The sequence below is a fragment of the Microbacterium sp. M4A5_1d genome (genome assembly GCF_053345465.1).
The window spans coordinates 1-23,992 of sequence record NZ_JBKFAD010000003.1; the positions used below are offsets into that span (position 1 = coordinate 1).

The window sequence follows — 23,992 nt, forward strand, 5'->3', positions numbered from 1 at the left end:
ATTTGACAAGTGCACGCTGTTGAGTTCTCAAGGATCGGACGCTCCCCCAACTGACCTCACAGCCAGCCCAGAGGGCAACTTCACAACCATACCCCACCGACGACCTGTTCCAGAACGAGACTCGGAGACCGAGTCAGCTGTGGGGGTGTGATGGGGACCCTGTGGCAGGTCTTGGACCTGCGACGCCCGGAAGCGTCTGTTTCGGGTTGTTCTCCGCTTGAGGGAGGCGGGACCTTCCGGCCCTCTCGCTCTTCCCTGTGGGGCGAACAAGTAATAAGTTACGCGGCTCCTGGCATCGTGGCAAAGCGACGCGACATCCCGGGCGTGTCGCGTCCGCAGATCCGCGTCATTCCGCGGGAAGACGGGGCACGGCGTCGACGAGCTGCGCGGTGTACTCGTTCGCCGGCGAAGTGAGCAGCCGCGACGTCGGGCCCTCCTCCACGACGCGACCGGCGCGGAGCACCGTCATCCGCTCGCACAGCGCCGACACGATCGTCAGGTCGTGCGAGACCAGCAGCATTCCGATGCCCTGCTCTGCCGCGAGCCGCTGGAACAGCTGAATGACATGCATGCGCACAGACGTGTCGAGAGCACTCACGGGCTCATCCGCCAGCAGCAGTCGGGGCCGCGGCGCGAGGGCGCGAGCGATGGCGATCCGCTGGCGCTGTCCTCCGGAGAACGCGTCCGGGTAGCGGCCCGCGGCATCCGCGTCGAGGTCGACCGCCGTGAGGAGCTCGGCGACCCGGGCGTCGAGCTGCGATCGGTCGCGGGTGATGCGGAGGGACCGCAGCGGTTCGGCGATCGACTGCCCCACCGTCATCCGCGGGTCGAGCGACGAGAACGGGTCCTGGTAGACCGGCTGCACCGCTCGGCGCAGCGAACGCATCTGTGCACGGTCCGCGCCGCGAAGCGGCGCGCCCTCGAAGAGCGCGCGCCCCGATGTCGGCGTCGCCAGGCCCAGCAGCAGCCGGAGTACCGACGTCTTCCCCGCGCCCGACTCCCCCACGAGCCCGACGGTCTCGCCGGAAGCGAGCGAGAGCGATACGTCGTGGAGCACATTCGCGCTGCGACCGTAGGCGAAGTCGACATGCTCGAGCGCGAGTGTCGCGCGACCGTCGGCCGTCATCGGGTTCCCTTCGCCGGCAGGAAGTCGTCGAGAGCGCGCGAGGCGGCGACCAGTTGCGCGGTGTACTCGTGCTGGGGAGACCGGAGCAGTTGCGCCGTGTCGCCGAGCTCGACCTGACGCCCATCACGCATGACGAGGACGCGGTCGGCGATACGCGAGACGACCGGCAGGTCGTGGCTGATGAACAGCAGCGTCATCCCTCGCTCGCTCACCTCGCGCTGGAGCAGATCGAGGATGCCTGCCTGGACCGTCACGTCGAGCGCGGTCGTCGGCTCGTCGGCGATGAGGATGCTCGGCCCGGCGGCCAGGGCGAGCGCGATCGCGACGCGCTGTCGCTGGCCGCCGGAGATCTCATGGATGAACGATCGCGCGATGCGCTCGGGGTCGGGCAGCTGCACGTCCGCGAGCGCATCGAGCACGCCGCGACGCAGCCCGTCACCGCTCAGGCCGCGGTGCTTGGCGAGCGGCCACGCCAGCTGTCTGCCGACACGCATGAGCGGATCGAGCGAGGCGAGCGGCTCCTGGAAGACCGCCGAGATCGTCCGGCCGCGCACCCGGTCGAGGCGGCGCGAGGCGGTTCCGACAACCTCGACCCGGCCGTCGGGGGTCGCGATCGTCGCCGAACCGAACGGCGTCAGCGGAAACGCGAGCAGACCGAGCATCGCCAGCGCGGTCAGCGACTTGCCCGAGCCGGACTCGCCGATGATGCCCAGACGTTCGCCGGGCTCGAGCGTCACGTCGACGCCGTGCACGAGCGTGCGGTCGTCGCCGATCCGGACGCCGAGACCGGATGCGGTCAGCGCGGCGGTCATCCGATGCTCCTCGTGGTCGGATCGGCGATGTCGCGCAGGCCGTCGGCCAGCAGGTTCGCGCCGATGATGAAGGCGACCAGCAGGACGCCGGGGAGGATCGCCGCCGTCGGTGCGACGAGCACCGTGCTCTGCGCCTCCTCGAGCATCCGGCCCCACGATGCGTTGGGCGGCGGGGAGCCGAGCCCGAGGTACGACAGCGACGCCTCCGCGCCGACCGCGCCGCCGAACTGCAGGGCGAGCGGCACGATGAGGGTCGGCCAGACGTTCCGCAGCACGTGTCGGAACACGATGCCGAGCCTGCTCGTGCCCGAGGTTCGAGCGGCGGTGACGTAGTCCATCGCGAGGACGCGTGTCGCGGCGATGCGGGTGAGCCGGGCGATCACCGCCGAGCCGGCGAGACCGATCGCGAGGATCGCCGAGTCGACCGATGCCCCGCGCCAGGCGACGATCAGCATCGCCAGCAGCAGGGTCGGAAAGGCGATCGCGATGTCGAGCAGGCTCGTGAGCGCATCATCGACCCACCGCCGGGCCACAGCCGCGAGCAGACCGAGCCCGATGCCGACGATGGCCGCGATCAGCACCGACCCGAATCCGACGGTCAGCGCGAGCCGCGCCCCGATCATGAGTTGCGTGAAGAGGTCGCGCCCGAGGCGGTCGGTTCCGGCCCAGTGCTCGGCGGACGGCGGCTGCAGCCGGCCGCCGCTGGTGTCGTCGAAGGTGAACGGGGTCCACAGCAGCGAGATCAGGCCGATCACCGCGATGGCACCGAACAGGATGCCGCCGACGGCGAGGTTCACCGAGCGCCGGCGTCGCGGGCGCCCGCGCCCGGGCGCCCTGACGGCACCCGAGTCCGGAAGGGTCGTCGCTGTCATGCCGCCGCCTTCGCTCTGCGATTGCCCGAGATCGTGTCGCGCAGTCGCGGGTCGATGATGCGCTGCGTGATGTCGGCCGCGAAGCCGAGCAGCAGCACGAGGGCGGTCGAGAAGAGCAGCACCCCCTGGACGCTCGGGAAGTCCTGCTCCTTGATGCCGACCAGCAGCATGTCGCCGAGACCGGGGAGCGCAAAGACCCGCTCGATGATGACGGCGCCGACGAAAGTCGTCGACAGCTGGATCGCGAGGATCGAGATCAACGGGACGACGGCGTTGCGCACGCCGTGACGCCAGATCGCCGTGGCGAAGCTCTGCCCCGTGGCCCGAGCCGCGCGCAGATACTGCTGGCCGAGCACGTCGAGCGTCGCGCTGCGGACGTACCGCGCGAGATCGCTGCCCGCCACGAGCGCGATCGTGAGCACCGGGAGCGTGAGCGAGACGAGCGCGGCGCCGGGGTCCTCCCAGTCGCGCCGCGGGAAGCCGCCCGCCGGCAGCAATCGCCAGTTAAGCGCGAACACCGCGACGAGCAGGATGCCGACCCAGAAGACCGGGATCGCTCCGCCGAGCTGCGACACGGCCGAGAAGGCGGTCCCGTACCAGGTGCGTGCCTTCCACGCCGCGATGAACCCCACCGGCACCGCGATCAGCACCGACAGGACGAACGCGATGAGCGTCAGGGGCAGCGTGACGTTCAGCCGACGGAGGATCTCGTCGCCCACCGGCAGGTTGTTCGTGAACGATCGCCCCAGGTCGAAGCTCGCGAGTTGGCCGAGGTAGGCCAGGAACTGCTCCGGGATCGGCCGATCGACGCCGAGCCGGGCGGCGGCGGCCGCGATCTCGGCGTCCGTCGCCCCCACCGAGATGAGGGCGAAAACCGGGTTGCCGAGAACGCGCAGCACGACGAACAGGATCACCACCGCCAGCGCGAAGGCCAGCAGCAGCAATCCTGTCCGTCGAATCAGATACCGGGTGATGGAGATCAGGCCTTCGTGATGTCGGAGACGTAGAACAACGAGTTCAGTCCATTCTTGGGCACGCCCGACACGCCCTCGGCCGCGATGCGCAGCTGCGGGTTGAGGTAGAGCCACACACTGGCCGCGTCATCCGAGATCTGCTGGTTCGCCTTCTTGATCAGCTCGGTCTGCTCGTCGACGGATGCGGCCGCCTCGGAGTCCGCGAGCCACGTCTGCACATCGGTGTTGTCGTACCCCCAGTAGAAGTCGGGGTTGCCGTAGAAGTTGATGTCGCGGTCGTTGACGTGGCCCTGCAGCGTGGCCTCGAAGTTCTTCTCGGTGTAGACCTTCTGGTACCACTCGTCGTCGGTGATGATGTTGATGTTCAGCGTGATTCCGACCTTCGCGAGCTCCGACTTCAGGAACTCGGCCACCGTCGAGTGCACGCCCGAGTCGGGGGTGTCGACGGTGAACGTGAACCCTCCCGGCTGACCGGCCTCGGCGAGGAGCTTCTCCGACAGCGCCGGGTCGTAGGGGTTGTTGTCCGCGAGGTCGAGGTACCAGGGCTCGGAGGGCGGCACCATCGAGCCGATGAGTTCGCCGCGGCCGTCCCAGATCGCATCGAGCAGCTTCTCGCGATCGATAGCCGAGTAGATCGCCTTGCGCACGCGCGCGTCGTTGAACGGAGCGATCCGGTCGTTGAACGCCAGCAGCTCCTTCGTCGTCGAGGTGCCCTCGATGACCTGGAAGCCGGCGGCCTCGAACTCGGCGATGCTGTCGGGGTTCGACTGGCTCGTGACGAGGTCGACCGCCCCGGTCGTCAGAGCGTTGTTCAGGGCCGTCGGGTCGGCGTAGTACTGGTAGACGACTCCGCCGTTCTTCGGCGCGTCGCCCCAGTACGCGTCGTTGACATCGAGGGTGATCGAGTCGCCCTTGCGGTAGTCACCGAGCTCGTAGGGACCGGTGCCGTCGGCAGTCGCCGTCAGGTCGCCGGCATCCTCGTTGACGATCCAGACGTAGCCCAGGTTGTAGGTGAAGCTGATCGAGGGCTGCGAGAGGGTCACCTCGACGGTCTTGTCGTCGACCGCCGTGACGGTGTCGATGACGCTCAGCTGGCGCTTGCGCGCCGCGATCGACTCGTCGCCCACGAAGCGCTCGAGGCTGTACTTCACGTCATCCGCGGTGAGCTCCTTACCCGAGTGGAAGGTCGCGTCCTCGAGGGTGAAGGTGTACACCAGCCCGTCTGGCGACACCGTCGTCTCGGCTGCCAGAAGGGGCTCGACCTGCGCGTCATCGGTGATCCGGAACAGACCCTCGTACACGTTCCCCGTGAAGACCTCGGTGACCCCGGATGAGCCGCCGAAGATCTGGTCGAGGTTGGTCGGCTCGTTCTGCGATCCGACGACGATCTCGGCATTCGGGTCGCTCGCGCCGGCCGAACCGGCCGGCTCGGTGGATCCGGAGCATCCGGCCAGGACGAGAAGACCGGCCGTCGCTGCCGCGGTGGCGGCGACGATCCGGGAGAAGCCGCGTGAAGTCACGGGTGTTCCTTTGCTGTGTGGAGGGGGCGGCGGAGCGAGGTGCGGGCGCTCGCCGTTTCGAGTGGTGCGGGAGAAAGGTCAGAGCGAGAAGTCGCCGGCGAACCGGACCTTCTTCTCCCCGGCACGGACCGGGAAGGGCAGGCGGTTCTGCAGCGGCGGGAGGGGGCAGTTCATCTGGTTCGAGAAGCCGCACGGCGGAACGACGGCCCGGTTGAAGTCGACCGTGACCGGCGTGCTGTCGCCGGGGGCCAGGTCGCCGGTCGCGCCGGGGTGGTCGAGGAAGAGGAAGCGACCGGCGCCGTAGGACTCGGCCCCGTTGGTCTGGTCGCCGAAGACGAGGTGCAGCTTGGGACCGCCGTAGTTGGTGTCGAACGCGGCGAGCCGGTACTCGGTGCCGTCGATCTCGAAGACCAGGTCGCCCGAGACCGGGAGGCCGCGCGTCGCGCCGCCGTCCTTGATGTGCTCGAAGGGGACCACGCGGTCTTCGTCGACGAGCTCGAAGCGGCCCTCGATCACCCAGGCCGGGTCGTACTCCCAGCGCTCGATGTCTTCGAACGCTTCGTTGGCGGGCGAGTCCTGCCGCCAGATGCGGTAGCCCTCCTGGGGAAGACCGGTCTCGATGTCGGTTCGCTGCAGTCGGGTGAGCAGCGCGTCGACCGGATGCCCCGCACGCGCCGTCTCGTCGTCGACGGCGGGCTCGCCCGGAGCCGACCAGTGCGTGAGCACGAGGGCGAGGGACCCTTGCGGAGCTGAGACCGATTCCCGGCGGTAGGCCGCCCAGGCTCGGTAGTCGGACTCAGCCGAAGAGACGGATGCTGCTGCGGATGCGGATGTGCTCACCATGACAGGCAACCAAACGCGGGGCCGTCCCGAGAAATTCCGTGTCCGCGTATTGCGTCGTCAGCGCGACGACGCTGACGTGTCGCGCGCGGGGCCGCCCACCCACAGCGCCCAGGCGACGAGCACCGGCTGGAGGAAGAGGCGGCCGAATCGCCGCGCGTCGGTGTCGAGGCCGGGAGCCGCGGCTCCGGTGCGCCATTGGTGGATGTTGCCCGGGAGCACCGCGACGAAGAAGGCGGCGATCGCGGCGGCGATGCGTCGGCGCTCGCGCGGCAGCGCGATGAGCCCGGTGCCGAGCATGATCTCGACCGCGCCGCTGGCGACGACGAACATGTCCTTGTCGGTGTGCAGCAGCCGCGTCGCCCAGTCGGGCACCGCGATGCGATACCCCCGCCGGAGCACGGTCAGATGCGCGGCTCCCGCGACGATCAGCAGAGCGGCAAGGGCGAAGCGGGCAACGATGCGCAGCATTCGATCACGTTACGCCCGTCCGGGAGGTCCGATCACCAGCAGCACGACGTACGCCGCGATGATGCCGACCGCGAGGATCACGGCGAGCACCGCCGGACGGCGGACGAACCACCGGAGGAATCGGTCGACTGCCCGCTGGTCGCGCGGGTCGTCGGTCGCCTCGGTGCGCCACTCCCCCTCGAGGAGCCCGCGACGACGCAGCACGATCTCCGTCGGCACGGTCGCGTACGGGACCACGGCGGCGGCGACGGCGCAGATCGTCGGGACGAGCGACCACCGGTTGTTCCACGCGACGAGGACCGCGGTCGCGCCGTAGCAGAGGAACACGAAGCCATGGATGCCCCCGCCGATCGTCACGGCGATCGGAAGGTCGAAGGCGGACCGGAGGATGAGGCCCAGGATGAGCAGCGTCCACGAGAATGCCTCGGCGATCGCGAGCGAACGGAATGCGGTCAGCGGGGTTCGGAACACCCTCGAACCCTATCCAGCCGACTCAGACGATTCCTGCGCGGATGCCGTCCATCGACGAGGCCAGCCCCGGCATGTTGTCGCTGAGCGTCGCGTCGAGCTCGAGCAGCCGTTGGTGGGCCTGCTCCATGACTGCGATGCCTTTCGCTGTGATGCGCAGATCGGATGCCGAGCCGGCGTGCGCGGTCGCATCGGCGACGAGCCCCTCGTCGACGAGGGTGCGCACCGCGGTGTGCGCGGACTGCACCGTGATGTGCGACCGGCGGGCGAGCTCGGAGAACGAGATTCCGGGCTCTGACCCGATGTGCCCGAGCAGGCCGAACTTGCGGGTGGACAGGCCGAGGTCGCGCAGGGCTGCGGAGAGCCGGCCTTCCCACGACGCCGAGACGGCGATGAGCGCGATGACCGGGCTGAAGCGCGGCTCGCGCGTGAGGGCAGGAGTTTCCGACACGGTCACGATTGTAGGAGGCGCGGGCTCTCTCATGCGGTGATGGCGACCGAGAAAAGCTGTGTCGCGCGCCTAACGCGCCGAGCGTCGTTCGTCAAGGACCGCGCGCCGACGCGAGCCGATGTTCATGATGAGTTCCACGGAAGAAGCGGGGAGGTCACCATGATCACGAACGAAGAGCAGAACGAGCAACACACCGACATCCGCGGCGAGAAGCCGTTCGGTCAATGGCTCGGGCTGATCAACGGCGGCCGCTGACGCCACGCGAATGCCCCCGGCATCCTCTCTCGCGAGGAGGATGCCGGGGGCTTCGTCATTTTCGGGGGTCGAGCCTTTTAGATAGCTCCTCTATGCATGTTGTATAGTTGAGCTATGCAGTTCTCCGACTCCCCCATCCTCCTGATGTCGGCGTCGAGCCGGTTCAACCGTGCTGTGGCCCGCCGGGTCGAGGTCGCCGCCGCCGCGGGAACGTGGCGTGCGCTCGCCGCCCTCGACGAGCTCGGCCCCACGCGGGTGAGCGACCTGGCCGAGTGGCAACGCGTCAGCCAGCCCACCATGACGACGCTGGTGCGTCGGATGGAAGCGGAGGGGCTCGTCGAGCGCGCAGCCGACCCCGAGGACGGCCGGGCCTCGCTCGTGTCGATCACCGCGGAGGGGCGGCGCCAGTTCGAGGCGTTCCGCTCGCAGGCGCTCGAGGTGACCGGGCCGGCTTGGGCGAGGCTCAGCGCCGCCGACCGATCCACCCTTGCGCGCGCTGCCGAGCTCCTTGCAGGGCTGCTCGAGGAGCCGGAACTGCAATGACCACCACAGACGCCGAAGAGAGGAAGGTGCGCGTGACCAGCGCGATGCATACAGAACGGCCCGCGACCGGCGATCAGACGAAGGCGACAGCCGAGACCGCGAAGGCGTCGATCTGGCGACAGCCCGTCGCGGTATGGGCGATCGCCTTCGCCTGCACCGTCTCGTTCATGGGCATCGGCCTGGTCGACCCGATCCTCCCGGCGATCAGCCGCGAGCTGGATGCCACGCCGTCCGAGACGATGCTGCTGTTCACCAGCTACCTCTTCATCACGGGCATCGTGATGCTCTTCGCCAGCTGGGTGTCGTCGAGGCTCGGGGTGAAGAAGACCCTGCTGCTCGGGCTCGCCCTGATCGTCGTGTTCGCCGCGGCGGCAGGACTCTCTGGCGGCGTGGTCGAGATCATCGGCTTCCGCGCCGGCTGGGGAATCGGCAACGCGCTCTTCATCGCGACGGCGTTGGCCGCGATCGTCGGAGCCGCGAGCGGCGGAAGCCGTCAGGCGATCGTGCTGTACGAGGCATCCCTCGGCATCGGCCTGGCGGTCGGACCACTCCTCGGCGGCGCGCTCGGCGACCTGTCGTGGCGCGGTCCCTTCTTCGGCACCGCCGCACTCATGGCCATCGCGTTGCTCGCGATCCTCGTCGTGTTCCGCTCCCCCGCGCGGGCGGCCGGTGCCGCCGCGCCGGCGAAGGTGTCGCTTCTCGCGTCGTTCCGCGCGCTGCGCAACCCGGCCCTGCTGACGCTGTCGCTGACGGCGTTCTTCTACAACGTCGCGTTCTTCGTGCTGCTGGCCTATAGCCCGTATCCCATCGAGTCCGCCGCGGCGCAGGCCGGGATGACGTTCGGAGCCCACGAGCTCGGACTCGTCTTCTTCGGCTGGGGGCTCGCCGTCGCACTGACGTCAGTGCTCGCAGCTCCCGTGCTGACCCGGCGGCTCGGCCTGCGGCCCGTTCTCTTCACGATGCTCGGGCTGCTGGCCGTCGCCGAGGCCGTCCTCGCGATCGGCATCGACAGCGCCACCGTGCTGATCGTCACCGTCATCGTGGCCGGTCTGTTCCTCGGCGTGCTGAACACCGCGCTGACCGAGGCTGTCATGGAAGCCACCGACCTCCCCCGGAACGTCGCGAGCGGCACCTACTCGGGCGTGCGCTTCATCGGCGGCGCGATCGCTCCCGCCGTGGCCGGCCCCCTCGCCGCCGCGATCACCCCGAGTGCGCCCTACTGGCTCGGTGTCGCCGCGCTCATCGTCGCGATCGCGATCCTCGCCTTCGCCGGCCGGACCCTCAGCCACCTCGGCCGCCCGCACGAGACCGCGCTCGCCGAGGCCGCCGATATCGGCCAGGGCGACGCCTGACCGCTTCCGGAGGAGATCCGCACAACGGAGGGTGATTTCCCCCTGGGCCACCTCCTTTGTGCAGGTCTGCTCCGGTACCGCGGGTAGGGAGGGGCGGATGCCGCAGAATCCGCCCCTCCCATCCGTCACGACGAGGGTCAGTCGCCCTTCACGTTGACCAGCTGACGCAGTGTGTGCCGCACCTCCACGAGGTCGGCGGCATCCGCCATGACGCGATTGATCGGCTTGTAGGCCTGCGGGATCTCGTCGATGAAGGCATCCGTGTCGCGGAACTCGATCCCCGCCATCGCCGCACGCAACTGGTCGTGCGTGAAGGTCCGGCGCGCGGCCGACCGCGAGTACTCCCGCCCCGCCCCGTGCGGGGACGAGTTCAGTGACAGCGGGTTGCCGAGCCCCGAGACGACGTACGACGCCGTGCCCATGGATCCCGGGATGAGGCCGGGCCGGCCGGCATCCGCCTGGATCGCGCCCTTGCGCGACACCCACACCTGCTTGCCGAAGTGCTTCTCGCTCTCGGTGAAGTTGTGGTGGCAGTTGATGCGCTCGAGCTCCTCGACATCGGCGCCCATCGTCTCGGACAGCTGACGGGCGACGCGGTCCATCATCTCCTCGCGGTTCAGGAGCGCGAAGCGCTGCGCCCACCGGAGCTCGCGGATGTAGCGCCGGAACTCCTCCGTGCCCTCGACGAGGTACGCCAGGTCGGGGTCGGGAAGGTCGATCCACCACTGTTTCGCTAGCCGCTGCGCGACCCCGATGTGGTGCGTCGCGATTTTGTTGCCCACTCCTCGCGAGCCGGAGTGCAGGAACATCCACACCGCGTCGGTCTCGTCGACCGACACCTCGATGAAGTGGTTGCCCGAGCCGAGCGACCCGAGCTGGTTGCGCCAGTGCCCGGCATAGCGGGCGGGGTCGAACTCGTTCTTCTCGGCGAGCTCCTCCAGCTCGGCGACGCGCGGCTCAGCGGTCGCGACGATTCTGCGGTTGTCGCGACCGGCCGACAGCGGGATCGCCCGCTCGATCTGCTCACGCAGCGCCCCCAGGTCGCGGCCGAGCAGCTGCGACTTCGTGAACTGCGTGCGGACGGCGATCATGCCGCATCCGATGTCGACGCCGACGGCAGCCGGCATGATCGCCCCGAGCGTCGGGATGACCGATCCGACGGTCGCCCCCTTGCCGAGGTGCGCATCCGGCATGAGCGCCAGATGCGGGTGGATGAACGGCATGCCAGACGCGGTGCGAGCCTGATCGAGGGTCTTCTCGTCGATGATGCTCGCCCACGACAGCAGCCTGTTCGAGAGCTTCTCCATGGTTCCTTTCCTTGTGATGACGGTCCGGGAACGGGCGCATGGAGAGGAACACACGAACGCCCCGGACCTGTGCGGTGCGGGGCGTTCTGACAGTGGCGGGTCAGACGTCTCGCACCGGAGGGTACGACTCATTGCGGAGCTGGAACTGGCCCAGGTCCGCTGCGATCAGGCGCTCGTTGCGCGTGGTCATGTCGTTCCTCCGGTGATGCCGTGCGGATTCGCGCGGCGTCGCAACCCTATGCGTGGGCGCGGCGCGGCGTCAACGAAAAAGCGGCGCGTGCGCCGGGAATCGCCGGAGCGCTCCCGTCACACGCGCCGCTTTCGTGCGCGAGTCGGCTCAGAAGTCCCAGTCCTCGTCTTCGGTGGCCTCGGCCTTGCCGATGACGTACGACGAGCCCGACCCCGAGAAGAAGTCATGATTCTCGTCGGCGTTCGGCGACAGGGCCGAGAGGATCGCCGGGTTCACGTTGGTGACCGTGGCGGGGAACATCGCCTCGAAGCCGAGGTTCATCAGCGCCTTGTTGGCGTTGTAGTGCAGGAACTTCTTGACGTCTTCGGTCAGCCCGACGGCGTCGTAGAGGTCCTGCGTGTACTGCACCTCGTTGTCGTAGAGCTCGTAGAGCAGCGAGAACGTGTAGTCCTTGATCTCGTCGCGCTCGGCCTGCGTGAGCTGCTCGTAGCCCTTCTGGAACTTGTAGCCGATGTAGTAGCCGTGCACGGCCTCGTCACGGATGATGAGGCGGATAATGTCGGCGGTGTTCGTCAGCTTCGCCTTCGCCGACCAGTGCAGGGGCAGGTAGAACCCCGAGTAGAAGAGAAACGACTCGAGCAGGGTCGAGGCGACCTTGCGCTTGAGCGGCTCGTCGCCACGGTAGTAGTCCATGACGATCGAGGCCTTCTTCTGAAGGTTCGGGTTCTCGACCGACCAGCGGAACGCGTCGTCGATCTCGGGGGTCGAGGCGAGCGTCGAGAAGATCGACGAGTAGCTCTTCGCGTGCACCGACTCCATGAACGCGATGTTCGTGTAGACGGCCTCCTCGTGCGGCGTGATCGCATCGGGGATGAGCGAGACGGCGCCGACGGTGCCCTGGATCGTGTCGAGGAGCGTCAGCCCCGTGAACACGCGCATGGTGAGCGTCTGCTCATCGGGCGTCAGCGTGTTCCACGACTGGATGTCGTTCGACAGCGGCACCTTCTCGGGCAGCCAGAAGTTGTTCACCAGACGGTTCCAGACTTCGAGGTCTTTATCGTCCTGGATGCGGTTCCAGTTGATCGCCTGCACGTGGTCGACGAGCTTGAGCGGTTCGGGAGTCATGTCGCTTCAGTTCCTGGTTCGGGTTCCGGCATCCGTCACAGCATGCAGCTGACGCACTCGGACATGTCGGTGCCCTCGAGCGCCATCTGCCGCAGGCGGATGTAGTAGATCGTCTTGATGCCCTTGCGCCAGGCGTAGATCTGGGCCTTATTGATGTCGCGCGTGGTCGCGGTGTCCTTGAAGAACAGCGTGAGCGACAGACCCTGGTCGACGTGCTGGGTCGCGGCGGCGTAGGTGTCGATGACCTTCTCGTAGCCGATCTCGTACGCGTCCTCGTAGTACTCGAGGTTGTCGTTCGTCATGAACGGCGCCGGGTAGTAGACGCGGCCGAGCTTGCCTTCCTTGCGGATCTCGATCTTCGACGCGATCGGGTGGATCGACGACGTCGAGTTGTTGATGTACGAGATCGAGCCGGTCGGGGGCACCGCCTGCAGGTTCTGGTTGTAGATGCCGTGCTGCTGGATGGATGCCTTCAGCTCGCGCCAGTCGTCCTGCGTCGGGATGTGGATGCCGTCGAACAGACCCTTCACCTTGTCGGTCTGGGGCGCCCACTCCTGCTCGATGTACTTGTCGAAGAACTCGCCCGACGCGTAGGTCGAGTCGGGGAAGCCCTCGAAGTACGTGCCGCGCTCGATCGCGATCTTGTTCGAGGCCCGCAGCGCGTGGAACAGCACCGTGTAGAAGTAGATGTTCGTGAAGTCCAGGCCCTCTTCCGAGCCGTAGTGGACGTGCTCGCGCGCCAGGTAGCCGTGCAGGTTCATCTGACCGAGACCGATCGCGTGCGAACGGTCGTTGCCGTCCTCGATCGAGCGGACCGAGGCGATGTGGCTCTGATCGCTGACCGCGGTGAGGGCGCGGATGCTGGTCTCGACGGTTTGGGCGAGGTCCTTGCCGTCCATCGCGAGCGCGATGTTCATCGACCCGAGGTTGCAGGAGATGTCCTTGCCGATCTGGGCGTACGAGAGGTCCTCGTTGTACGTCGTCGGCGTGTTGACCTGGAGGATCTCCGAGCACAGGTTCGACATGTTGATCCGACCCTTGATCGGGTTGGCCTTGTTCACCGTGTCCTCGAACATGATGTACGGGTAGCCCGACTCGAACTGGATCTCGGCGAGGGTCTGGAAGAACTCACGAGCGTTGATCTTCGTCTTCTTGATGCGCGCGTCGTCGACCATCTCGCGGTACTTCTCGGTGACCGAGATGTCGCCGAACGGAACGCCGTAGACCTTCTCGACATCGTAGGGCGAGAACAGGTACATGTCCTCGCCGTTCTTGGCGAGTTCGAAGGTGATGTCGGGGATGACGACACCCAGCGACAGCGTCTTGATGCGGATCTTCTCGTCGGCGTTCTCGCGCTTGGTGTCGAGGAACTTGAGGATGTCGGGGTGGTGCGCCGACAGGTACACCGCGCCGGCTCCCTGACGCGCACCGAGCTGGTTGGCGTAGCTGAAGCTGTCTTCGAGCAGCTTCATGACGGGGATGATGCCCGACGACTGGTTCTCGATCTGCTTGATCGGAGCGCCGGCCTCGCGGATGTTCGACAGCAGCAGGGCCACGCCGCCGCCGCGCTTGGAGAGCTGCAGGGCGGAGTTGATGCCGCGGGCGATCGACTCCATGTTGTCTTCGATGCGGAGCAGGAAGCACGACACGAGCTCGCCGCGCTGGGCCTTGCCCGTGTTGAGGAACGTCGGGGTGGCGGGCTGGAAACGACCCGAGATGATCTCGTCGACGAGCTGCATCGCGAGGTTCTCGTCACCGTCGGCGAGGCCGAGGGCGGTCATGACGACGCGGTCCTCGAAGCGCTCGAGGTAGCGCTTGCCGTCGAAGGTCTTCAGCGTGTAGCTCGTGTAGTACTTGAACGCGCCGAGGAAGGTCTCGAAGCGGAACTTCTTGCCGTAGGCGAAGTCGTTGAGCTTCTGGATGAACTCGAGCGAGTACTTCTCGATGACCTTGGGCTCGTAGTACTCCTTCTCGACGAGGTAGTCGAGACGCTCCTTGAGGGAGTGGAAGAAGACCGTGTTCTGGTTGACGTGCTGGAGGAAGTACTCCCGGGCCGCACGCTTGTCGGCGTCGAACTGGATCTTGCCGTCCGCGCCGTAGAGGTTGAGCATCGCGTTGAGGGCGTGGTAGTCGAGCCCGTCGAAGCGTGCGTCGACCTTGAAGCCGTTATCGGTCAAGGCTGTTTCCAGTGCTGATTCCACCATCGTTCCAATCCTGCGCTCACGCGCTCGACGTCTTCGGGCGTGCCGAACAGTTCCACCTTGTCCAAGTGCGGCACGGAGCACTTGCGACTGATGATGTCGCCGGCGAGGCAGTACGACTCGCCGAAATTCGTGTTGCCGGTGGAGATGACTCCCCGGAGGAGGGTGCGGTTGCGCACGTCGTTCAAGAAGCGAACGACCTGCTTGGGCACCGCACCCTTCTCCTCACCGCGACCCTGTCCCCCGCCGTAGGTGGGGGTGACGAGCACGAAGGGCTCGGTCATGACGAGGGGCGTCGGTGAGGAGTGAAGGGGGATGCGGAGCGCCGGCAATCCCAGCTTGTCGATGAATCGCGCGGTGTTGCCGGAGACGCTCGAGAAGTACACGAGCAGAGGCGCCCGCGTCGCGACCGCCGTGCTCATGGCTCAGGCGAAGCGAGCGGCCAGCTCGTCGATCTTGTCGGGACGGAAGCCCGACCAGTGGTCCTCGTCGGTGATGACGACGGGGGCCTGCAGGTAGCCGAGCGACTTGACGCGCTCGAGCGCCGCCGGGTCCTCGGAGAGGTCGAGGACGTCGTATTCGATGCCCTTCGAGTCCAGCGCACGGTACGTCGCGTTGCACTGCACGCAGGAGGGCTTGGTGTAGACCGTGATCGCCATGTCGAGTGTGGTTTCCCTTCGCTTCTTACGCATCTCCGGCTGAGAACCTGCCGGAGCCTCAATACTACATATGGGTGCCGACATCGGGGGGCACCACAAGGGGTAGTAGTTACAAGTCTGTAGTTTTGCACCGCTCTCCCCAGGTACAACACATCTTGTCCACCGTTTCATCCACAGATCAGCGACTCGATCGAAGCCCGGTTCGACGCGTGATTCCGCGCTTCCGGGCGACGCCGCACGAGTCTGTCCACAGGTCGGACGCTAGACCGACCCACCGACATCCGATTCGGGCGGATCTCGTCGCATCGGCGTGTCGCGGGCGTGTCGCCGCGGCAGCCGTCCGGGCGTCGCCGACCGGGCTTCGGAATCGCTACCGTTGAGGGGTGGCGGGATACAGAGAACTGCTGCGCGCACCGGGTGTCGCGCGCATCATCGCCGCACAGTTGACCGCTCGCTTTCCGAGCGGGATGACGAGCCTCGCCATCCTGCTCCACATCGAGCACGTGACCGGATCCTACGGGTCGGCCGGTCTGGTCCTGGCGGCGACCTCAGTCGGACAGGCGATCGCAGGTCCGGTGACGAGTCGATGGATGGGCGTCTGGGGCATGCGGCGGGTGCTGACGCTGACGCTCGCCGTGTGCGCCGCGTCGATCGCTCTGCTCGCGGTGCTCGACGTGCCGCTCTGGGTCTACATGGCGCTCGGTCTCATCGCGGGCCTGTCGACCCCGCCGGTGCAGTCGGCCGTGCGCACGATCTACCCGAAGATGGTGACGTCGCGGCAGCTCACCCCCCTCTTCTCCCTCGACGCATCGCTGCAGGAGATCATCTGGATCATCGCGCCGGTGCTCATCACCTTCGTCGCGCTGCAGGCCGGCACGGTGCCGGGGCTCCTGCTCGTCGTCGTCATCCTCATCGGCGGCGGCGCATGGTTCATCTCTTCACCCGAGCTCGGACGCGTCCGCATCCCGCGCAGCCGGCGCAGCCTGGGCCGCGTGCTGCTCAAGCCGCCGGTCATGCTCGCGACCGCGACCGGCTTCCTCCTCATCGGCGCGTGCTCCGCGGTCGAAGCGGGCGTCGTCGCGTCGTTCGGTCACGGCGGACTCGAGTCCGGCCTCGTCCTCGCGGTCTTCGCCGCCGGCAGCCTGGCCGGCGGCCTGTCGTTCGGCCACATCCCGATCGGACGGTGGGCCATGGCTCGCCGCTTCCTCATCGTCACCGTCGGGCTGGCGGCGACCATCTTCTCGCTCAACGCCTGGTGGCTCGGCGGCTCGCTGCTGGTCGCCGGCATCGGCATCGCGCCGGCGCTCGCGGTCATGTTCGCCATCACCTCGGCGAGCGTGAAGTTCAGCGAGACGGCCGAAGCCTACGGCTGGATCGGCACCGGGCAGCTCATCGGAGCCGCGGCGGGTTCCGCCATCGCCGGTTTCCTCATCGACGGCGTGGGCCCGCAGGGCGCATATGTGGCCGCTACCCTGTTCGCCGTCGTCGGCCTCGTCGTCGCGGTGACGTGCGTGCAGTGGTTCCCCGACCTCCGCGGGCGCGACGCGTCGCCCATTCCCGACACCGCACCGGTCCACACGATTACGTGAGGCTGGTTCCGCGCGGACGATCGCTCAGTCGTTGACGCGCTGCAGCATCGCGAGGACGGCCGCCGCGTAGGCATCCTCGGGCTGCGGATGCTCGAACGCCAGCTCCTCGCCGGCGAACTCGATCTCCACGCGGTGAGTGTCCGCGAGCCGGCGCAGACTCCGGAAGCCGCCGCGGAGCATCTCACGCAGCTGGTCCTCACGGGGAAGCCAAAGCGCCTCGTCGAGCGCGACGGAGTCGAGCGCCCACTCCGTCGTGCCGTTGAACGCGAGGATCGTCCCGGTCGGATAGCGCCGCGGCTCGATCGTCATCTCGCTGACGGTGAAGACGTCGGCCTCGAACTCCGGCTCGTTGAGCTGGAAGCGGTCTCCAGATGCCGGGCGCCAGACGAGCCCGGCCTCGCGCAGGGCGAGCGCGGCGTCGGTCGAGATCATGCCCCCATCCTGCACCAGGCGACCGGGTGAGGAGGGCGGGAGCAGAATGGATGCCGTGAGCGACTTCGACCCGGCCCGATACCTTCCCGACAGCCTCATCGAACGGATCCGCGAGCGAGCCGCGGGCGTCGACGCGGACAACATCTTCCCCGACGAGGATCTCGCCGAGCTGCGAGAAGCCGGCTACCTCGGCATCCTCGTTCCGGAAGAGCTCGGCGGCGCGGGCTTGTCGCTCGCGCAGGCATCCGTTCTGCAGCAGCGGCTGGCCGGTGCCGCGCCCGCGACAGCGCTCGCGATCAACATGCACCTCGTGTGGACGGGTGTTGCCAAGGTGCTGTCCGACCGCGGTGACGACGCCCTGCGCTTCGTGCAGGAGGGCGCCGCTGCGGGCGAGGTGTTCGCGTTCGGCATCAGCGAGGCGGGCAACGACCTCGTCCTGTTCGGCAGCGACACCGTGGCCGAGCCGCAGTCCGACGGCGGGTACGCCTTCACGGGCACGAAGATCTTCACCTCGCTCGCTCCGGTGTGGGACCACCTCGGGCTGCACGGCCTCGACACGACGAGCGAGGACGCGCCGAAGATGGTGTTCGCCTTCGTCGACCGCACCGACGCGGTGCGCACGCGCGACGACTGGGACACCGTCGGCATGCGGGGGACGCAGTCGCGCACGACCGAGTTGCACGGCGCCCTCGCATCACCGAACCGCGTCGTGCGCCGCCTCTCCCCCGGCCCGAACCCGGATCCGCTCGTCTTCGGCATCTTCTCGGTCTTCGAGCTGCTGCTCGCGTCGGCGTACACCGGCATCGCCCGACGCGCTCTCGACGTCGCCGTCGTCGCCGCCCAGTCGCGCACCTCGAAGAAGACGGGGCTGGCGTACAGCCAGGATCCCGACATCCGCTGGCGCATCGCCGAGATGGCGCTCACGTACGACGGGATGCTGCCGCAGCTCGAGGCGATCGCGCGCGACATCGACGAGCGGGCCGATCACGGCGGCCTCTGGTTCGCGAAGCTCAGCGGGCTGAAGCACCGCGCCGTCACCTCGGCGAAGGCCGTCGTCGACGAGGCGATGCTGGTGGCGGGCGGGTCGTCGTACTTCTCCCGCTCCGAGCTCGGTCGCCTCTACCGTGACGTCGTAGCAGGGATGTTCCACCCTTCGGATCCGGAGTCCGCCCACAGCACCGTCGCCGCCGCCTGGCTCGGCCCTCTCACCCCCTGACCGGTTGCCCGCTCGGCCCGGGCCGGTCGACTCGCCACAAACCGCGGATGCCGGGGCCACCGGATCCGCAATTCCTGGCGACTCGACGGTAGGCGGAGGGACGGATGCGGTCAGCGGGTCTCGAGGTCATAGGCCTTGAGGAGCTCGGCGACGGCCTGCTCGCGATCGGCGCCGCCGTTCTCGAACATGTGGGTCACGTGGGTGCGGAGGTGGTTCTCGATGAGGAGCTTGTCGAGCGAGGCGAGTGCCTTCTGGATGGCCCGTGACTGGGCGATGATGTCCATGCAGTAGTCCTCGTTCTCGATCATCCGGGCGAGCCCGCGGACCTGGCCTTCGAGGATGCTCGTGCGGCGCAGGGCTCGCTTCTGGATGTCGTCGATCACGCGGTCAGGATACGCCGAGACCGGCCCCGCTCGGCGAAGCCCCGTGGGAGGATGACCGGATGGCACGCACGCCGACCTCCCTGCTCTCCCCCGCCGACCAGGCTCGACGCCAGGGGCTGCGGCGGATGAAGGCCGTCGCCCTCGGCGCGCTGATCTTCATGGCGATCGTCTTCGCGATCTCCTTCCCCCTGCAGCAGACCGTCCCCGCCTTCGGCTATGTCCGCGCCGCCGCGGAGGGTGGCATGGTCGGAGCCCTCGCCGACTGGTTCGCCGTCACGGCGCTGTTCCGGCATCCGCTCGGCCTGCCCATCCCGCACACGGCGATCATCCCGAGGCGCAAGGACGAGATCGGCCACACCCTCGGCGAGTTCGTCGAGACGAACTTCCTCGAAGCGGGCGTCATCCGCGGCAAGCTCGAATCGATGGGCATCGCGACGCGGCTCGGCGCGTGGTTGCGGCGTCCCGAGAACGCGGAGCGCGTCTCGGCCGAGGCATCGGCGGCGGCATCCGGCATCCTGACGGCGCTGAGCGACGACGAGGTGCAGGACCTGCTCGAAGATCTGGCGCGCGAGCACCTGCTGGCCCCCTCCTGGGGGCCCTCGATCGGCGGATGGCTCGAGCGCGTCGTGGGCGCCGGCGCCCACCACGGAGCCGTCGATCTCGCCATCGACAACATCGAGACCTGGCTCGTCGCCAACCGCTCGGTGTTCACCGGGCTCGTCTCCCGTCGCCTGCCGTCGTGGCTGCCGTCGGTGGCGACCCGTCTCGTCGACGACACTGTCTACCGCGAGGCGCTGACGTTCGTCGCAGCCGTGCGAAACGACCCCGAGCACCCGGCACGGAAGGCCATCGACGGCTACCTCGCACGCCTCGCCGGCGATCTGCAGGGCGAGACCGAGACGGCGGCGCGGCTCGAGGCCGCCAAGGCGGCGGTCTTCGACAGTCCTCGCGTTCGCGCCCTGGCCGCCGAGGCGTGGGGCACGGCGAAGGCCGGTCTCGTCCGCTCGCTCGGCGACGCCGAGAGCCCGCTCCGCCGTCGCATCGCTGCCGCGCTCACCGAGGTCGGCGAACGCCTGTCGACCGAGACGGCACTGCAGCAGCGGATCGACGCGCGCGTCATCGACGCCGCCGCGACGCTCGTGGCCCGGCATCGGGCCGACATCGCCTCGGTGATCACCGAGACGGTCGAGCGCTGGGACGCTCAGGAGACGACAGAGAAGATCGAGCTCATGGTCGGCCGCGACCTGCAGTACATCCGACTCAACGGCACGATCGTGGGATCGCTCGCCGGACTCGTCATCTACACGATCGCCCACGCGGTCTTCGGCGCGGGAGGATGATTCCATGACGACGCTCATCCTCGCGCGGCATGCCAAGAGCGACTGGGGCTCGCCCTCACTCGACGACCACGACCGTCCGCTGAACGACCGCGGCATGCGCGACGCCCCCGCGATGGCTGAGCGGCTGGCGAGCACGGGCGTCGAGGTCGAGCGCATCCTCGCCTCGACCGCGCTTCGCGCTCGCACGACGGCGGCGGCCTTCGGTGCCGTGCTCGGGCTCGAACCCGAACTGCGCGACGAGCTCTACGGCGCCTCGGCGCGCGTGCTCCTCGACGCGGCGAGCGGCACCGGTGCGCGGTCGGTGCTCGTGGTGGCGCATGACCCGGGGATGACGGTGCTCGCCGAGCGCTTGTCGAACGGCGGCATCGGCGGGATGCCGACGTGCGCGGTGGCCACTTTCACGTGGCGGACCGACGACTGGGATGTCGCGACCGCGACCGATCCCGACGAATGGACCTTCGACAGCCCGAAGGGCTGAGCCCCGCTCAGACGACGGCGACGACCGTTCCGCCGGTGAGGCGCACCAGCTCGTCGAAGGTCAGCGGGAAGACGGTGTGCGGGGTGCCGCCGGCCGCCCAGATCTCGTCGTACTGCGCGAGGTCTTCGTCGATGAGCGTCGCGAGAGGTGCCGGGTGTCCCGTCGGCGCGACCCCGCCGATCGCCTGTCCCGTCGCGGCGCGGACCTGCTCGACGCTCGCGCGCGTGATCGCGCTGCGCCCGGTGCGCTCGGCCAGTGCGGCCGTGTCGACGCGGTGCGCCCCGCTGGTCATGACCAGCAGCGGCTCGCCGTCGGACCAGAAGACCAGGCTGTTGGCGATCGCCCCCACCTCGACGCCGAGCGCCGCTGCGGCGAGGGCGGCCGTGGATGCGGCATCCGGCAGAACGACGATGTCGCCGAGGATGCCGGCAGCGCGCAGGGAATCGTGGACGATTCGGCTTCGTGGAGGCAGATCAGTGGTCACGCTCACACTCTAGAAGGGGCACAATGGGCTGGATGCCGCAACGCCGCGGCACGGAGAGCATGAGCCCACAAGGCTCCGCCGAAAGAGGATCGCGATGACCCACGCCCTGCCCTTGCCCGATTTCACGCACGAGCGCGTGGAGGTGATCACGGGGCGGCGGAGCGGCCTCTTCATCGCCGCCGCGCTGCACTCCTCGGTGCTCGGCCCCGCCCTCGGCGGCGCCCGGGTGTGGACGTACCCGCACTGGAGCGACGCCCTCGGCGACGCCCTGCGCCTGTCGGCGGCGATGACGCTGAAGAACGCAGCCGCAGGTCTGGATGCCGGCGGCGGCAAGGCCGTGATCGGACTGCCTCCGGGAACCGTGCTCGACGCCGAGCGGCGCCGTGCCGCATTCCTCGACCTCGGTGACGCCGTCGAGTCGCTGGGCGGCCTGTACCGCACGGCCGAGGATGTCGGCTCGACCACCGACGACATGCTGACCGTCAGCGAGCGCACGGCGCACGTCGTGGGGCTCCCCGACCGCGTGGGAGGCTCGGGCGAGCCTGCCGGCCCGACGAGCATCGGCGTGCACGCGTCGCTGCTCGCGACGCTCGAGCGCGCGACCGGTTCTCGCAAGGTCGCGGGACGGCGGGTCACGATCGCCGGGCTCGGACAGGTGGGCAGCCGGTTGGCCATGCAGCTCGCGGCCGAGGGAGCAGAGCTGACCGTGACCGATGTGAACCCGGCCAAGCGCGAGCTCGCGACGAGCCTGGGTGCGACGTGGATCGAGCCCGCGGAGGCTCATCTCGCCTCGGCCGACGTGTTCGTGCCAGCGGGCATCGGCGGGGTGCTGACCGACGAGGTGATCGACGCCCTCGATGCGCAGGCGGTGTGCGGACCGGCGAACAACCCGCTGGCGCACCGCTCCGGCGCCGACCGCCTGGCCGCGCGCGGCATCCTGTACGCCCCCGACTTCGTCGTGAACGCGGGCGGCGTCATCTACCTCGACCTCGCCGCGAAGCAGCGCGATCGCAGCGAGATCGCGACGCGCGTCGAGGGCATCGGCGACGTGCTGCGGCGCATCTTCGACGAGGCAGAGGCCCGAGGTGTCACGCCGCTCGCCGCCGCGGAGTCGCTCGCCGCCGAACGCCTCGCCGCCGGGGCAGCGCGCGACGCCCTGGTCTGACCGCGTAACCGGGATGCAAGGGATCGTGGCCGACACGCCGGCGGAACGGCATCCGCACCGGCGCGCCGCGCCCGATCCCTTGCATCCCGGCACCGAAACGGGGCGACCCGGAACCTCCGGCGGAGCTCAGATCTGCAGGATGGCGCGGGCGATCAGGAAGTACAGGATGAGCCCGCTGGCGTCGACGAACGTCGTGATGAACGGGTTCGAGAACACCGCTGGGTCCACCCGGATCGCCCGGGCCAGCAGGGGCATGACTCCCCCGACCGTCGCGGCCATCGTGCACACCGCGATCAGGGTCGCCCCGATGACGAGACCGATGCGCGGCTCATAGACGAGGGCCGTGACCGCGAACCCGACAAGCCCCAGGATGCTGCCGAGGAAGAATCCCACGCGCACCTCGCGGCTCAGCACCCGCACGACGTCGCGAGGTCGCACGTCGCCCAGCGCGAGCGCACGCGTGACCGTCGTCGCCGCCTGATTGCCGGTGTTGCCGCCGGTGCCGATGAGCAGCGGGACGAACAGCGCGAGCACCGTGATCTGGGCGAGCGTCGCCTCGAACGCCGACAGCACCTGCACGGTCAGGGTCGCTCCGACAGCCAGCACCAGCAGCCAGACGACGCGTGACCGCACGATCTGCAGGATCGGCGTCGAGAGGTAGGGCCGGCGCAGCGGCTCGGCGCCGCCCTGGCGCGCGGCATCCTCGCTCTCCTCGTGCTCCAGGATGCGGGCGGCGTCGTCGACCGTCAGGATGCCGACGAGCCGCTCCTCACTGTCGACGATGGGCAGCGCGAGCAGGCCCCGCTCGGTGCAGCGACGCGCGGCGGTCTCGGCGTCGTCGTCCACGCTCGCGGTCTGCGCGCTCTGCATGATGTCGCGGAGGCCGGCGTCGGGGTCGGCGGCGAGCAGGTCGCGCAGGCTGACGACCCCGGCGACGCGACGACCCGCGTCGACGACGGGGAGCGTGTACACCGTCTCGGCGTCGTGCAGACGCGCCCGCACCCGGTCGAGCGCGCCCGCGACCGTGCTGCCGATCGGAACCGACACGAACTCCGGGCTCATGCGGCGCCCGATCGAGCCGCGACGGTAGCCGAGCACGGCGGCGGTCATCTCGCGCTCGTGAGCGGGAAGCCCGCGCATCAGCCGGGATGCGAGCGATGCCGGCAGCTCGTCGACGAGCCAGGCGCGGTCGTCGGGGTCGAGGTCGCCGAAGATGTGCGCCACCTCGGCGTCGCGCAGGTCTCCGATGAGCTCCCCCTGCATGTTCGGCGAGAGCGCTTCGAAGACCTGCAGCGCGTGGTCCTTCGGCAGCAGCCGGTAGGCGACGGCGCGGCGACGACCGTCGAGTCGCTCGAGCACCTCGGCGAGACGCTCGGGCTCGACGTCGGCGAGAGCGGCCGCGGCCGACGGCAGATCACCGCGCGACAGGGGCGCGGCGATGCCGTCGACGACGATGGTCAGTTCGTTGATCTGCTCCGGAGTCATGGGAGCCCTCCTCATGTGGACGCGCGCACATCCGTGGCATCGTCACGAAGACGACGGCACGGAGAACATCGCGAAGCCTGCTGGCGCGTCGCACCGCGGCTCGTCCGCTCAGGAGTCGATTCGGTCGACGAGCGGGCCGGCAGCGGGCGCGGCGCTGATGATCTCGCGATGGCAACTATCACCGCTCATTGAGCACCTCACCTCACTTCCTTTTTCTCGCAGGTCGACGACGGACAGAAGAAGATCTGCCGCCG

At 68.6% G+C, this 23,992-nt stretch carries 26 protein-coding genes; 8 read left to right on the plus strand and 18 right to left on the minus strand.

The window, feature by feature from the left end; translation table 11 throughout:
* Positions 1-346: 346 nt before the first annotated feature.
* The 9 genes from ACLBWJ_RS11770 to ACLBWJ_RS11810 form a co-directional block, all read right to left on the minus strand.
* Positions 347-1,126: an ABC transporter ATP-binding protein gene (locus tag ACLBWJ_RS11770; RefSeq protein WP_447660362.1), complete on the minus strand. Its 780-nt coding sequence runs from the start codon at positions 1,124-1,126 to the stop codon at positions 347-349.
* Positions 1,123-1,938 carry an ATP-binding cassette domain-containing protein gene (locus ACLBWJ_RS11775; RefSeq protein ID WP_274178554.1) on the minus strand — a complete coding sequence of 272 codons (816 nt, stop codon included), beginning with the start codon at positions 1,936-1,938 and terminating at the stop codon, positions 1,123-1,125. Before ACLBWJ_RS11775 ends, ACLBWJ_RS11770 begins: the two co-directional genes overlap by 4 nt.
* Positions 1,935-2,810: an ABC transporter permease gene (locus ACLBWJ_RS11780; RefSeq protein ID WP_114588264.1), complete on the minus strand. Its 876-nt coding sequence runs from the start codon at positions 2,808-2,810 to the stop codon at positions 1,935-1,937. Before ACLBWJ_RS11780 ends, ACLBWJ_RS11775 begins: the two co-directional genes overlap by 4 nt.
* Entirely contained in the window at positions 2,807-3,793 is a 987-nt protein-coding gene (locus ACLBWJ_RS11785) for an ABC transporter permease (RefSeq protein WP_447660663.1), read from the minus strand. The genes ACLBWJ_RS11780 and ACLBWJ_RS11785 overlap by 4 nt, the downstream gene beginning before the upstream one ends.
* A complete protein-coding gene (locus ACLBWJ_RS11790) occupies positions 3,790-5,304 on the minus strand; it encodes an ABC transporter substrate-binding protein (RefSeq protein WP_447660363.1) in 1,515 nt (504 codons plus the stop codon). Before ACLBWJ_RS11790 ends, ACLBWJ_RS11785 begins: the two co-directional genes overlap by 4 nt.
* Before the next feature lie 78 nt (positions 5,305-5,382).
* Positions 5,383-6,147 (minus strand): DUF1684 domain-containing protein, encoded by a 765-nt coding sequence (locus tag ACLBWJ_RS11795; protein ID WP_282501069.1) that lies wholly within the window; start codon positions 6,145-6,147, stop codon positions 5,383-5,385.
* A 57-nt stretch (positions 6,148-6,204) separates the two neighbouring features.
* Entirely contained in the window at positions 6,205-6,615 is a 411-nt protein-coding gene (locus ACLBWJ_RS11800; RefSeq protein WP_282501070.1) for a DoxX family protein, read from the minus strand.
* A 9-nt stretch (positions 6,616-6,624) separates the two neighbouring features.
* Positions 6,625-7,086 (minus strand): DUF3817 domain-containing protein, encoded by a 462-nt coding sequence (locus ACLBWJ_RS11805; protein ID WP_112617002.1) that lies wholly within the window; start codon positions 7,084-7,086, stop codon positions 6,625-6,627.
* Positions 7,087-7,108: 22 nt separating this feature from the next.
* On the minus strand, positions 7,109-7,534 hold the full coding sequence (locus tag ACLBWJ_RS11810) for a MarR family winged helix-turn-helix transcriptional regulator (RefSeq protein WP_112617533.1): 426 nt from the start codon (positions 7,532-7,534) through the stop codon (positions 7,109-7,111).
* A gap of 39 nt (positions 7,535-7,573) precedes the next feature.
* Here ACLBWJ_RS11810 and ACLBWJ_RS11815 point away from each other — a divergent pair, with 39 nt between their 5' ends.
* The 3 genes from ACLBWJ_RS11815 (at position 7,574) to ACLBWJ_RS11825 (ending at position 9,684) form a co-directional block, all read left to right on the plus strand.
* Positions 7,574-7,789 carry a hypothetical protein gene (locus ACLBWJ_RS11815; RefSeq protein WP_282501071.1) on the plus strand — a complete coding sequence of 72 codons (216 nt, stop codon included), beginning with the start codon at positions 7,574-7,576 and terminating at the stop codon, positions 7,787-7,789.
* 114 nt (positions 7,790-7,903) lie between these two features.
* The gene (locus tag ACLBWJ_RS11820; RefSeq protein WP_274178558.1) at positions 7,904-8,332 is read left to right on the plus strand and encodes a MarR family winged helix-turn-helix transcriptional regulator; all 429 of its coding nucleotides are present in this window, start codon (positions 7,904-7,906) and stop codon (positions 8,330-8,332) included.
* Between the two features lie 44 nt (positions 8,333-8,376).
* The gene (locus ACLBWJ_RS11825; RefSeq protein WP_323987754.1) at positions 8,377-9,684 is read left to right on the plus strand and encodes an MFS transporter; all 1,308 of its coding nucleotides are present in this window, start codon (positions 8,377-8,379) and stop codon (positions 9,682-9,684) included.
* A gap of 137 nt (positions 9,685-9,821) precedes the next feature.
* Here the strand turns inward: ACLBWJ_RS11825 and ACLBWJ_RS11830 are convergent, their stop codons facing one another.
* The 5 genes from ACLBWJ_RS11830 to nrdH all read right to left on the minus strand — a co-directional run bounded on the left by ACLBWJ_RS11830 (position 9,822) and on the right by nrdH (position 15,166).
* Positions 9,822-10,991, minus strand: a complete 1,170-nt coding sequence (locus ACLBWJ_RS11830; RefSeq protein WP_323985862.1) for an RtcB family protein — start codon at positions 10,989-10,991, stop codon at positions 9,822-9,824.
* Between the two features lie 337 nt (positions 10,992-11,328).
* On the minus strand, positions 11,329-12,306 hold the full coding sequence (nrdF, locus tag ACLBWJ_RS11835; RefSeq protein ID WP_094259728.1) for a class 1b ribonucleoside-diphosphate reductase subunit beta: 978 nt from the start codon (positions 12,304-12,306) through the stop codon (positions 11,329-11,331).
* A 35-nt stretch (positions 12,307-12,341) separates the two neighbouring features.
* Positions 12,342-14,510, minus strand: a complete 2,169-nt coding sequence (nrdE, locus tag ACLBWJ_RS11840) for a class 1b ribonucleoside-diphosphate reductase subunit alpha (RefSeq protein ID WP_023954601.1) — start codon at positions 14,508-14,510, stop codon at positions 12,342-12,344.
* Positions 14,480-14,929 carry a class Ib ribonucleoside-diphosphate reductase assembly flavoprotein NrdI gene (gene nrdI, locus ACLBWJ_RS11845; RefSeq protein ID WP_023954602.1) on the minus strand — a complete coding sequence of 150 codons (450 nt, stop codon included), beginning with the start codon at positions 14,927-14,929 and terminating at the stop codon, positions 14,480-14,482. Before nrdI ends, nrdE begins: the two co-directional genes overlap by 31 nt.
* Positions 14,930-14,932: 3 nt before the next feature.
* Positions 14,933-15,166, minus strand: a complete 234-nt coding sequence (gene nrdH / locus ACLBWJ_RS11850; RefSeq protein ID WP_023954603.1) for a glutaredoxin-like protein NrdH — start codon at positions 15,164-15,166, stop codon at positions 14,933-14,935.
* Between the two features lie 383 nt (positions 15,167-15,549).
* Between nrdH and ACLBWJ_RS11855 the strand changes: the two genes are divergently transcribed.
* Positions 15,550-16,755, plus strand: a complete 1,206-nt coding sequence (locus tag ACLBWJ_RS11855) for an MFS transporter (RefSeq protein ID WP_447660364.1) — start codon at positions 15,550-15,552, stop codon at positions 16,753-16,755.
* A gap of 24 nt (positions 16,756-16,779) precedes the next feature.
* Here the strand turns inward: ACLBWJ_RS11855 and ACLBWJ_RS11860 are convergent, their stop codons facing one another.
* On the minus strand, positions 16,780-17,187 hold the full coding sequence (locus ACLBWJ_RS11860; protein ID WP_112617009.1) for a pilus assembly protein CpaE: 408 nt from the start codon (positions 17,185-17,187) through the stop codon (positions 16,780-16,782).
* 46 nt (positions 17,188-17,233) lie between these two features.
* Here ACLBWJ_RS11860 and ACLBWJ_RS11865 point away from each other — a divergent pair, with 46 nt between their 5' ends.
* The gene (locus ACLBWJ_RS11865) at positions 17,234-18,403 is read left to right on the plus strand and encodes an acyl-CoA dehydrogenase family protein (protein WP_447660365.1); all 1,170 of its coding nucleotides are present in this window, start codon (positions 17,234-17,236) and stop codon (positions 18,401-18,403) included.
* A gap of 110 nt (positions 18,404-18,513) precedes the next feature.
* Here ACLBWJ_RS11865 and ACLBWJ_RS11870 read toward each other — a convergent pair whose 3' ends face one another.
* Positions 18,514-18,786 carry a metal-sensitive transcriptional regulator gene (locus ACLBWJ_RS11870; RefSeq protein ID WP_023954607.1) on the minus strand — a complete coding sequence of 91 codons (273 nt, stop codon included), beginning with the start codon at positions 18,784-18,786 and terminating at the stop codon, positions 18,514-18,516.
* A gap of 59 nt (positions 18,787-18,845) precedes the next feature.
* Here ACLBWJ_RS11870 and ACLBWJ_RS11875 point away from each other — a divergent pair, with 59 nt between their 5' ends.
* Positions 18,846-20,126, plus strand: coding sequence for a DUF445 domain-containing protein (locus ACLBWJ_RS11875; RefSeq protein WP_274178562.1), 1,281 nt, complete (start codon positions 18,846-18,848; stop codon positions 20,124-20,126).
* A gap of 4 nt (positions 20,127-20,130) precedes the next feature.
* Positions 20,131-20,604, plus strand: a complete 474-nt coding sequence (locus tag ACLBWJ_RS11880; RefSeq protein WP_274178563.1) for a SixA phosphatase family protein — start codon at positions 20,131-20,133, stop codon at positions 20,602-20,604.
* Between the two features lie 7 nt (positions 20,605-20,611).
* On the opposite strand, the gene ACLBWJ_RS11885 is transcribed toward ACLBWJ_RS11880, so the two are convergent.
* The gene (locus ACLBWJ_RS11885) at positions 20,612-21,088 is read right to left on the minus strand and encodes a YbaK/EbsC family protein (RefSeq protein WP_274178564.1); all 477 of its coding nucleotides are present in this window, start codon (positions 21,086-21,088) and stop codon (positions 20,612-20,614) included.
* A gap of 94 nt (positions 21,089-21,182) precedes the next feature.
* Between ACLBWJ_RS11885 and ACLBWJ_RS11890 the strand changes: the two genes are divergently transcribed.
* Positions 21,183-22,253: a Glu/Leu/Phe/Val dehydrogenase family protein gene (locus ACLBWJ_RS11890; protein ID WP_274178565.1), complete on the plus strand. Its 1,071-nt coding sequence runs from the start codon at positions 21,183-21,185 to the stop codon at positions 22,251-22,253.
* Between the two features lie 126 nt (positions 22,254-22,379).
* On the opposite strand, the gene mgtE is transcribed toward ACLBWJ_RS11890, so the two are convergent.
* Complete coding sequence (mgtE, locus tag ACLBWJ_RS11895) at positions 22,380-23,738, minus strand: magnesium transporter (RefSeq protein ID WP_274178566.1); 1,359 nt, start codon at positions 23,736-23,738, stop codon at positions 22,380-22,382.
* Between the last annotated feature and the right edge of the window lie 254 nt (positions 23,739-23,992).

Coding starts and splice junctions, on each gene's coding strand:
- ACLBWJ_RS11770 (WP_447660362.1), bottom strand. CDS start 1,126: ATGACGGCCGACGGTCGCGCGACACTCGCGCTCGAGCATGTCGACTTC.
- ACLBWJ_RS11775 (WP_274178554.1), bottom strand. CDS start 1,938: ATGACCGCCGCGCTGACCGCATCCGGTCTCGGCGTCCGGATCGGCGAC.
- ACLBWJ_RS11780 (WP_114588264.1), bottom strand. CDS start 2,810: ATGACAGCGACGACCCTTCCGGACTCGGGTGCCGTCAGGGCGCCCGGG.
- ACLBWJ_RS11795 (WP_282501069.1), bottom strand. CDS start 6,147: ATGGTGAGCACATCCGCATCCGCAGCAGCATCCGTCTCTTCGGCTGAG.
- ACLBWJ_RS11800 (WP_282501070.1), bottom strand. CDS start 6,615: ATGCTGCGCATCGTTGCCCGCTTCGCCCTTGCCGCTCTGCTGATCGTC.
- ACLBWJ_RS11815 (WP_282501071.1), top strand. CDS start 7,574: ATGGCGACCGAGAAAAGCTGTGTCGCGCGCCTAACGCGCCGAGCGTCG.
- ACLBWJ_RS11820 (WP_274178558.1), top strand. CDS start 7,904: ATGCAGTTCTCCGACTCCCCCATCCTCCTGATGTCGGCGTCGAGCCGG.
- ACLBWJ_RS11825 (WP_323987754.1), top strand. CDS start 8,377: ATGCATACAGAACGGCCCGCGACCGGCGATCAGACGAAGGCGACAGCC.
- ACLBWJ_RS11830 (WP_323985862.1), bottom strand. CDS start 10,991: ATGGAGAAGCTCTCGAACAGGCTGCTGTCGTGGGCGAGCATCATCGAC.
- nrdF (WP_094259728.1), bottom strand. CDS start 12,306: ATGACTCCCGAACCGCTCAAGCTCGTCGACCACGTGCAGGCGATCAAC.
- nrdE (WP_023954601.1), bottom strand. CDS start 14,510: ATGGTGGAATCAGCACTGGAAACAGCCTTGACCGATAACGGCTTCAAG.
- nrdI (WP_023954602.1), bottom strand. CDS start 14,929: ATGAGCACGGCGGTCGCGACGCGGGCGCCTCTGCTCGTGTACTTCTCG.
- nrdH (WP_023954603.1), bottom strand. CDS start 15,166: ATGGCGATCACGGTCTACACCAAGCCCTCCTGCGTGCAGTGCAACGCG.
- ACLBWJ_RS11860 (WP_112617009.1), bottom strand. CDS start 17,187: ATGATCTCGACCGACGCCGCGCTCGCCCTGCGCGAGGCCGGGCTCGTC.
- ACLBWJ_RS11865 (WP_447660365.1), top strand. CDS start 17,234: ATGGATGCCGTGAGCGACTTCGACCCGGCCCGATACCTTCCCGACAGC.
- ACLBWJ_RS11875 (WP_274178562.1), top strand. CDS start 18,846: ATGGCACGCACGCCGACCTCCCTGCTCTCCCCCGCCGACCAGGCTCGA.
- ACLBWJ_RS11880 (WP_274178563.1), top strand. CDS start 20,131: ATGACGACGCTCATCCTCGCGCGGCATGCCAAGAGCGACTGGGGCTCG.
- ACLBWJ_RS11890 (WP_274178565.1), top strand. CDS start 21,183: ATGACCCACGCCCTGCCCTTGCCCGATTTCACGCACGAGCGCGTGGAG.
- mgtE (WP_274178566.1), bottom strand. CDS start 23,738: ATGACTCCGGAGCAGATCAACGAACTGACCATCGTCGTCGACGGCATC.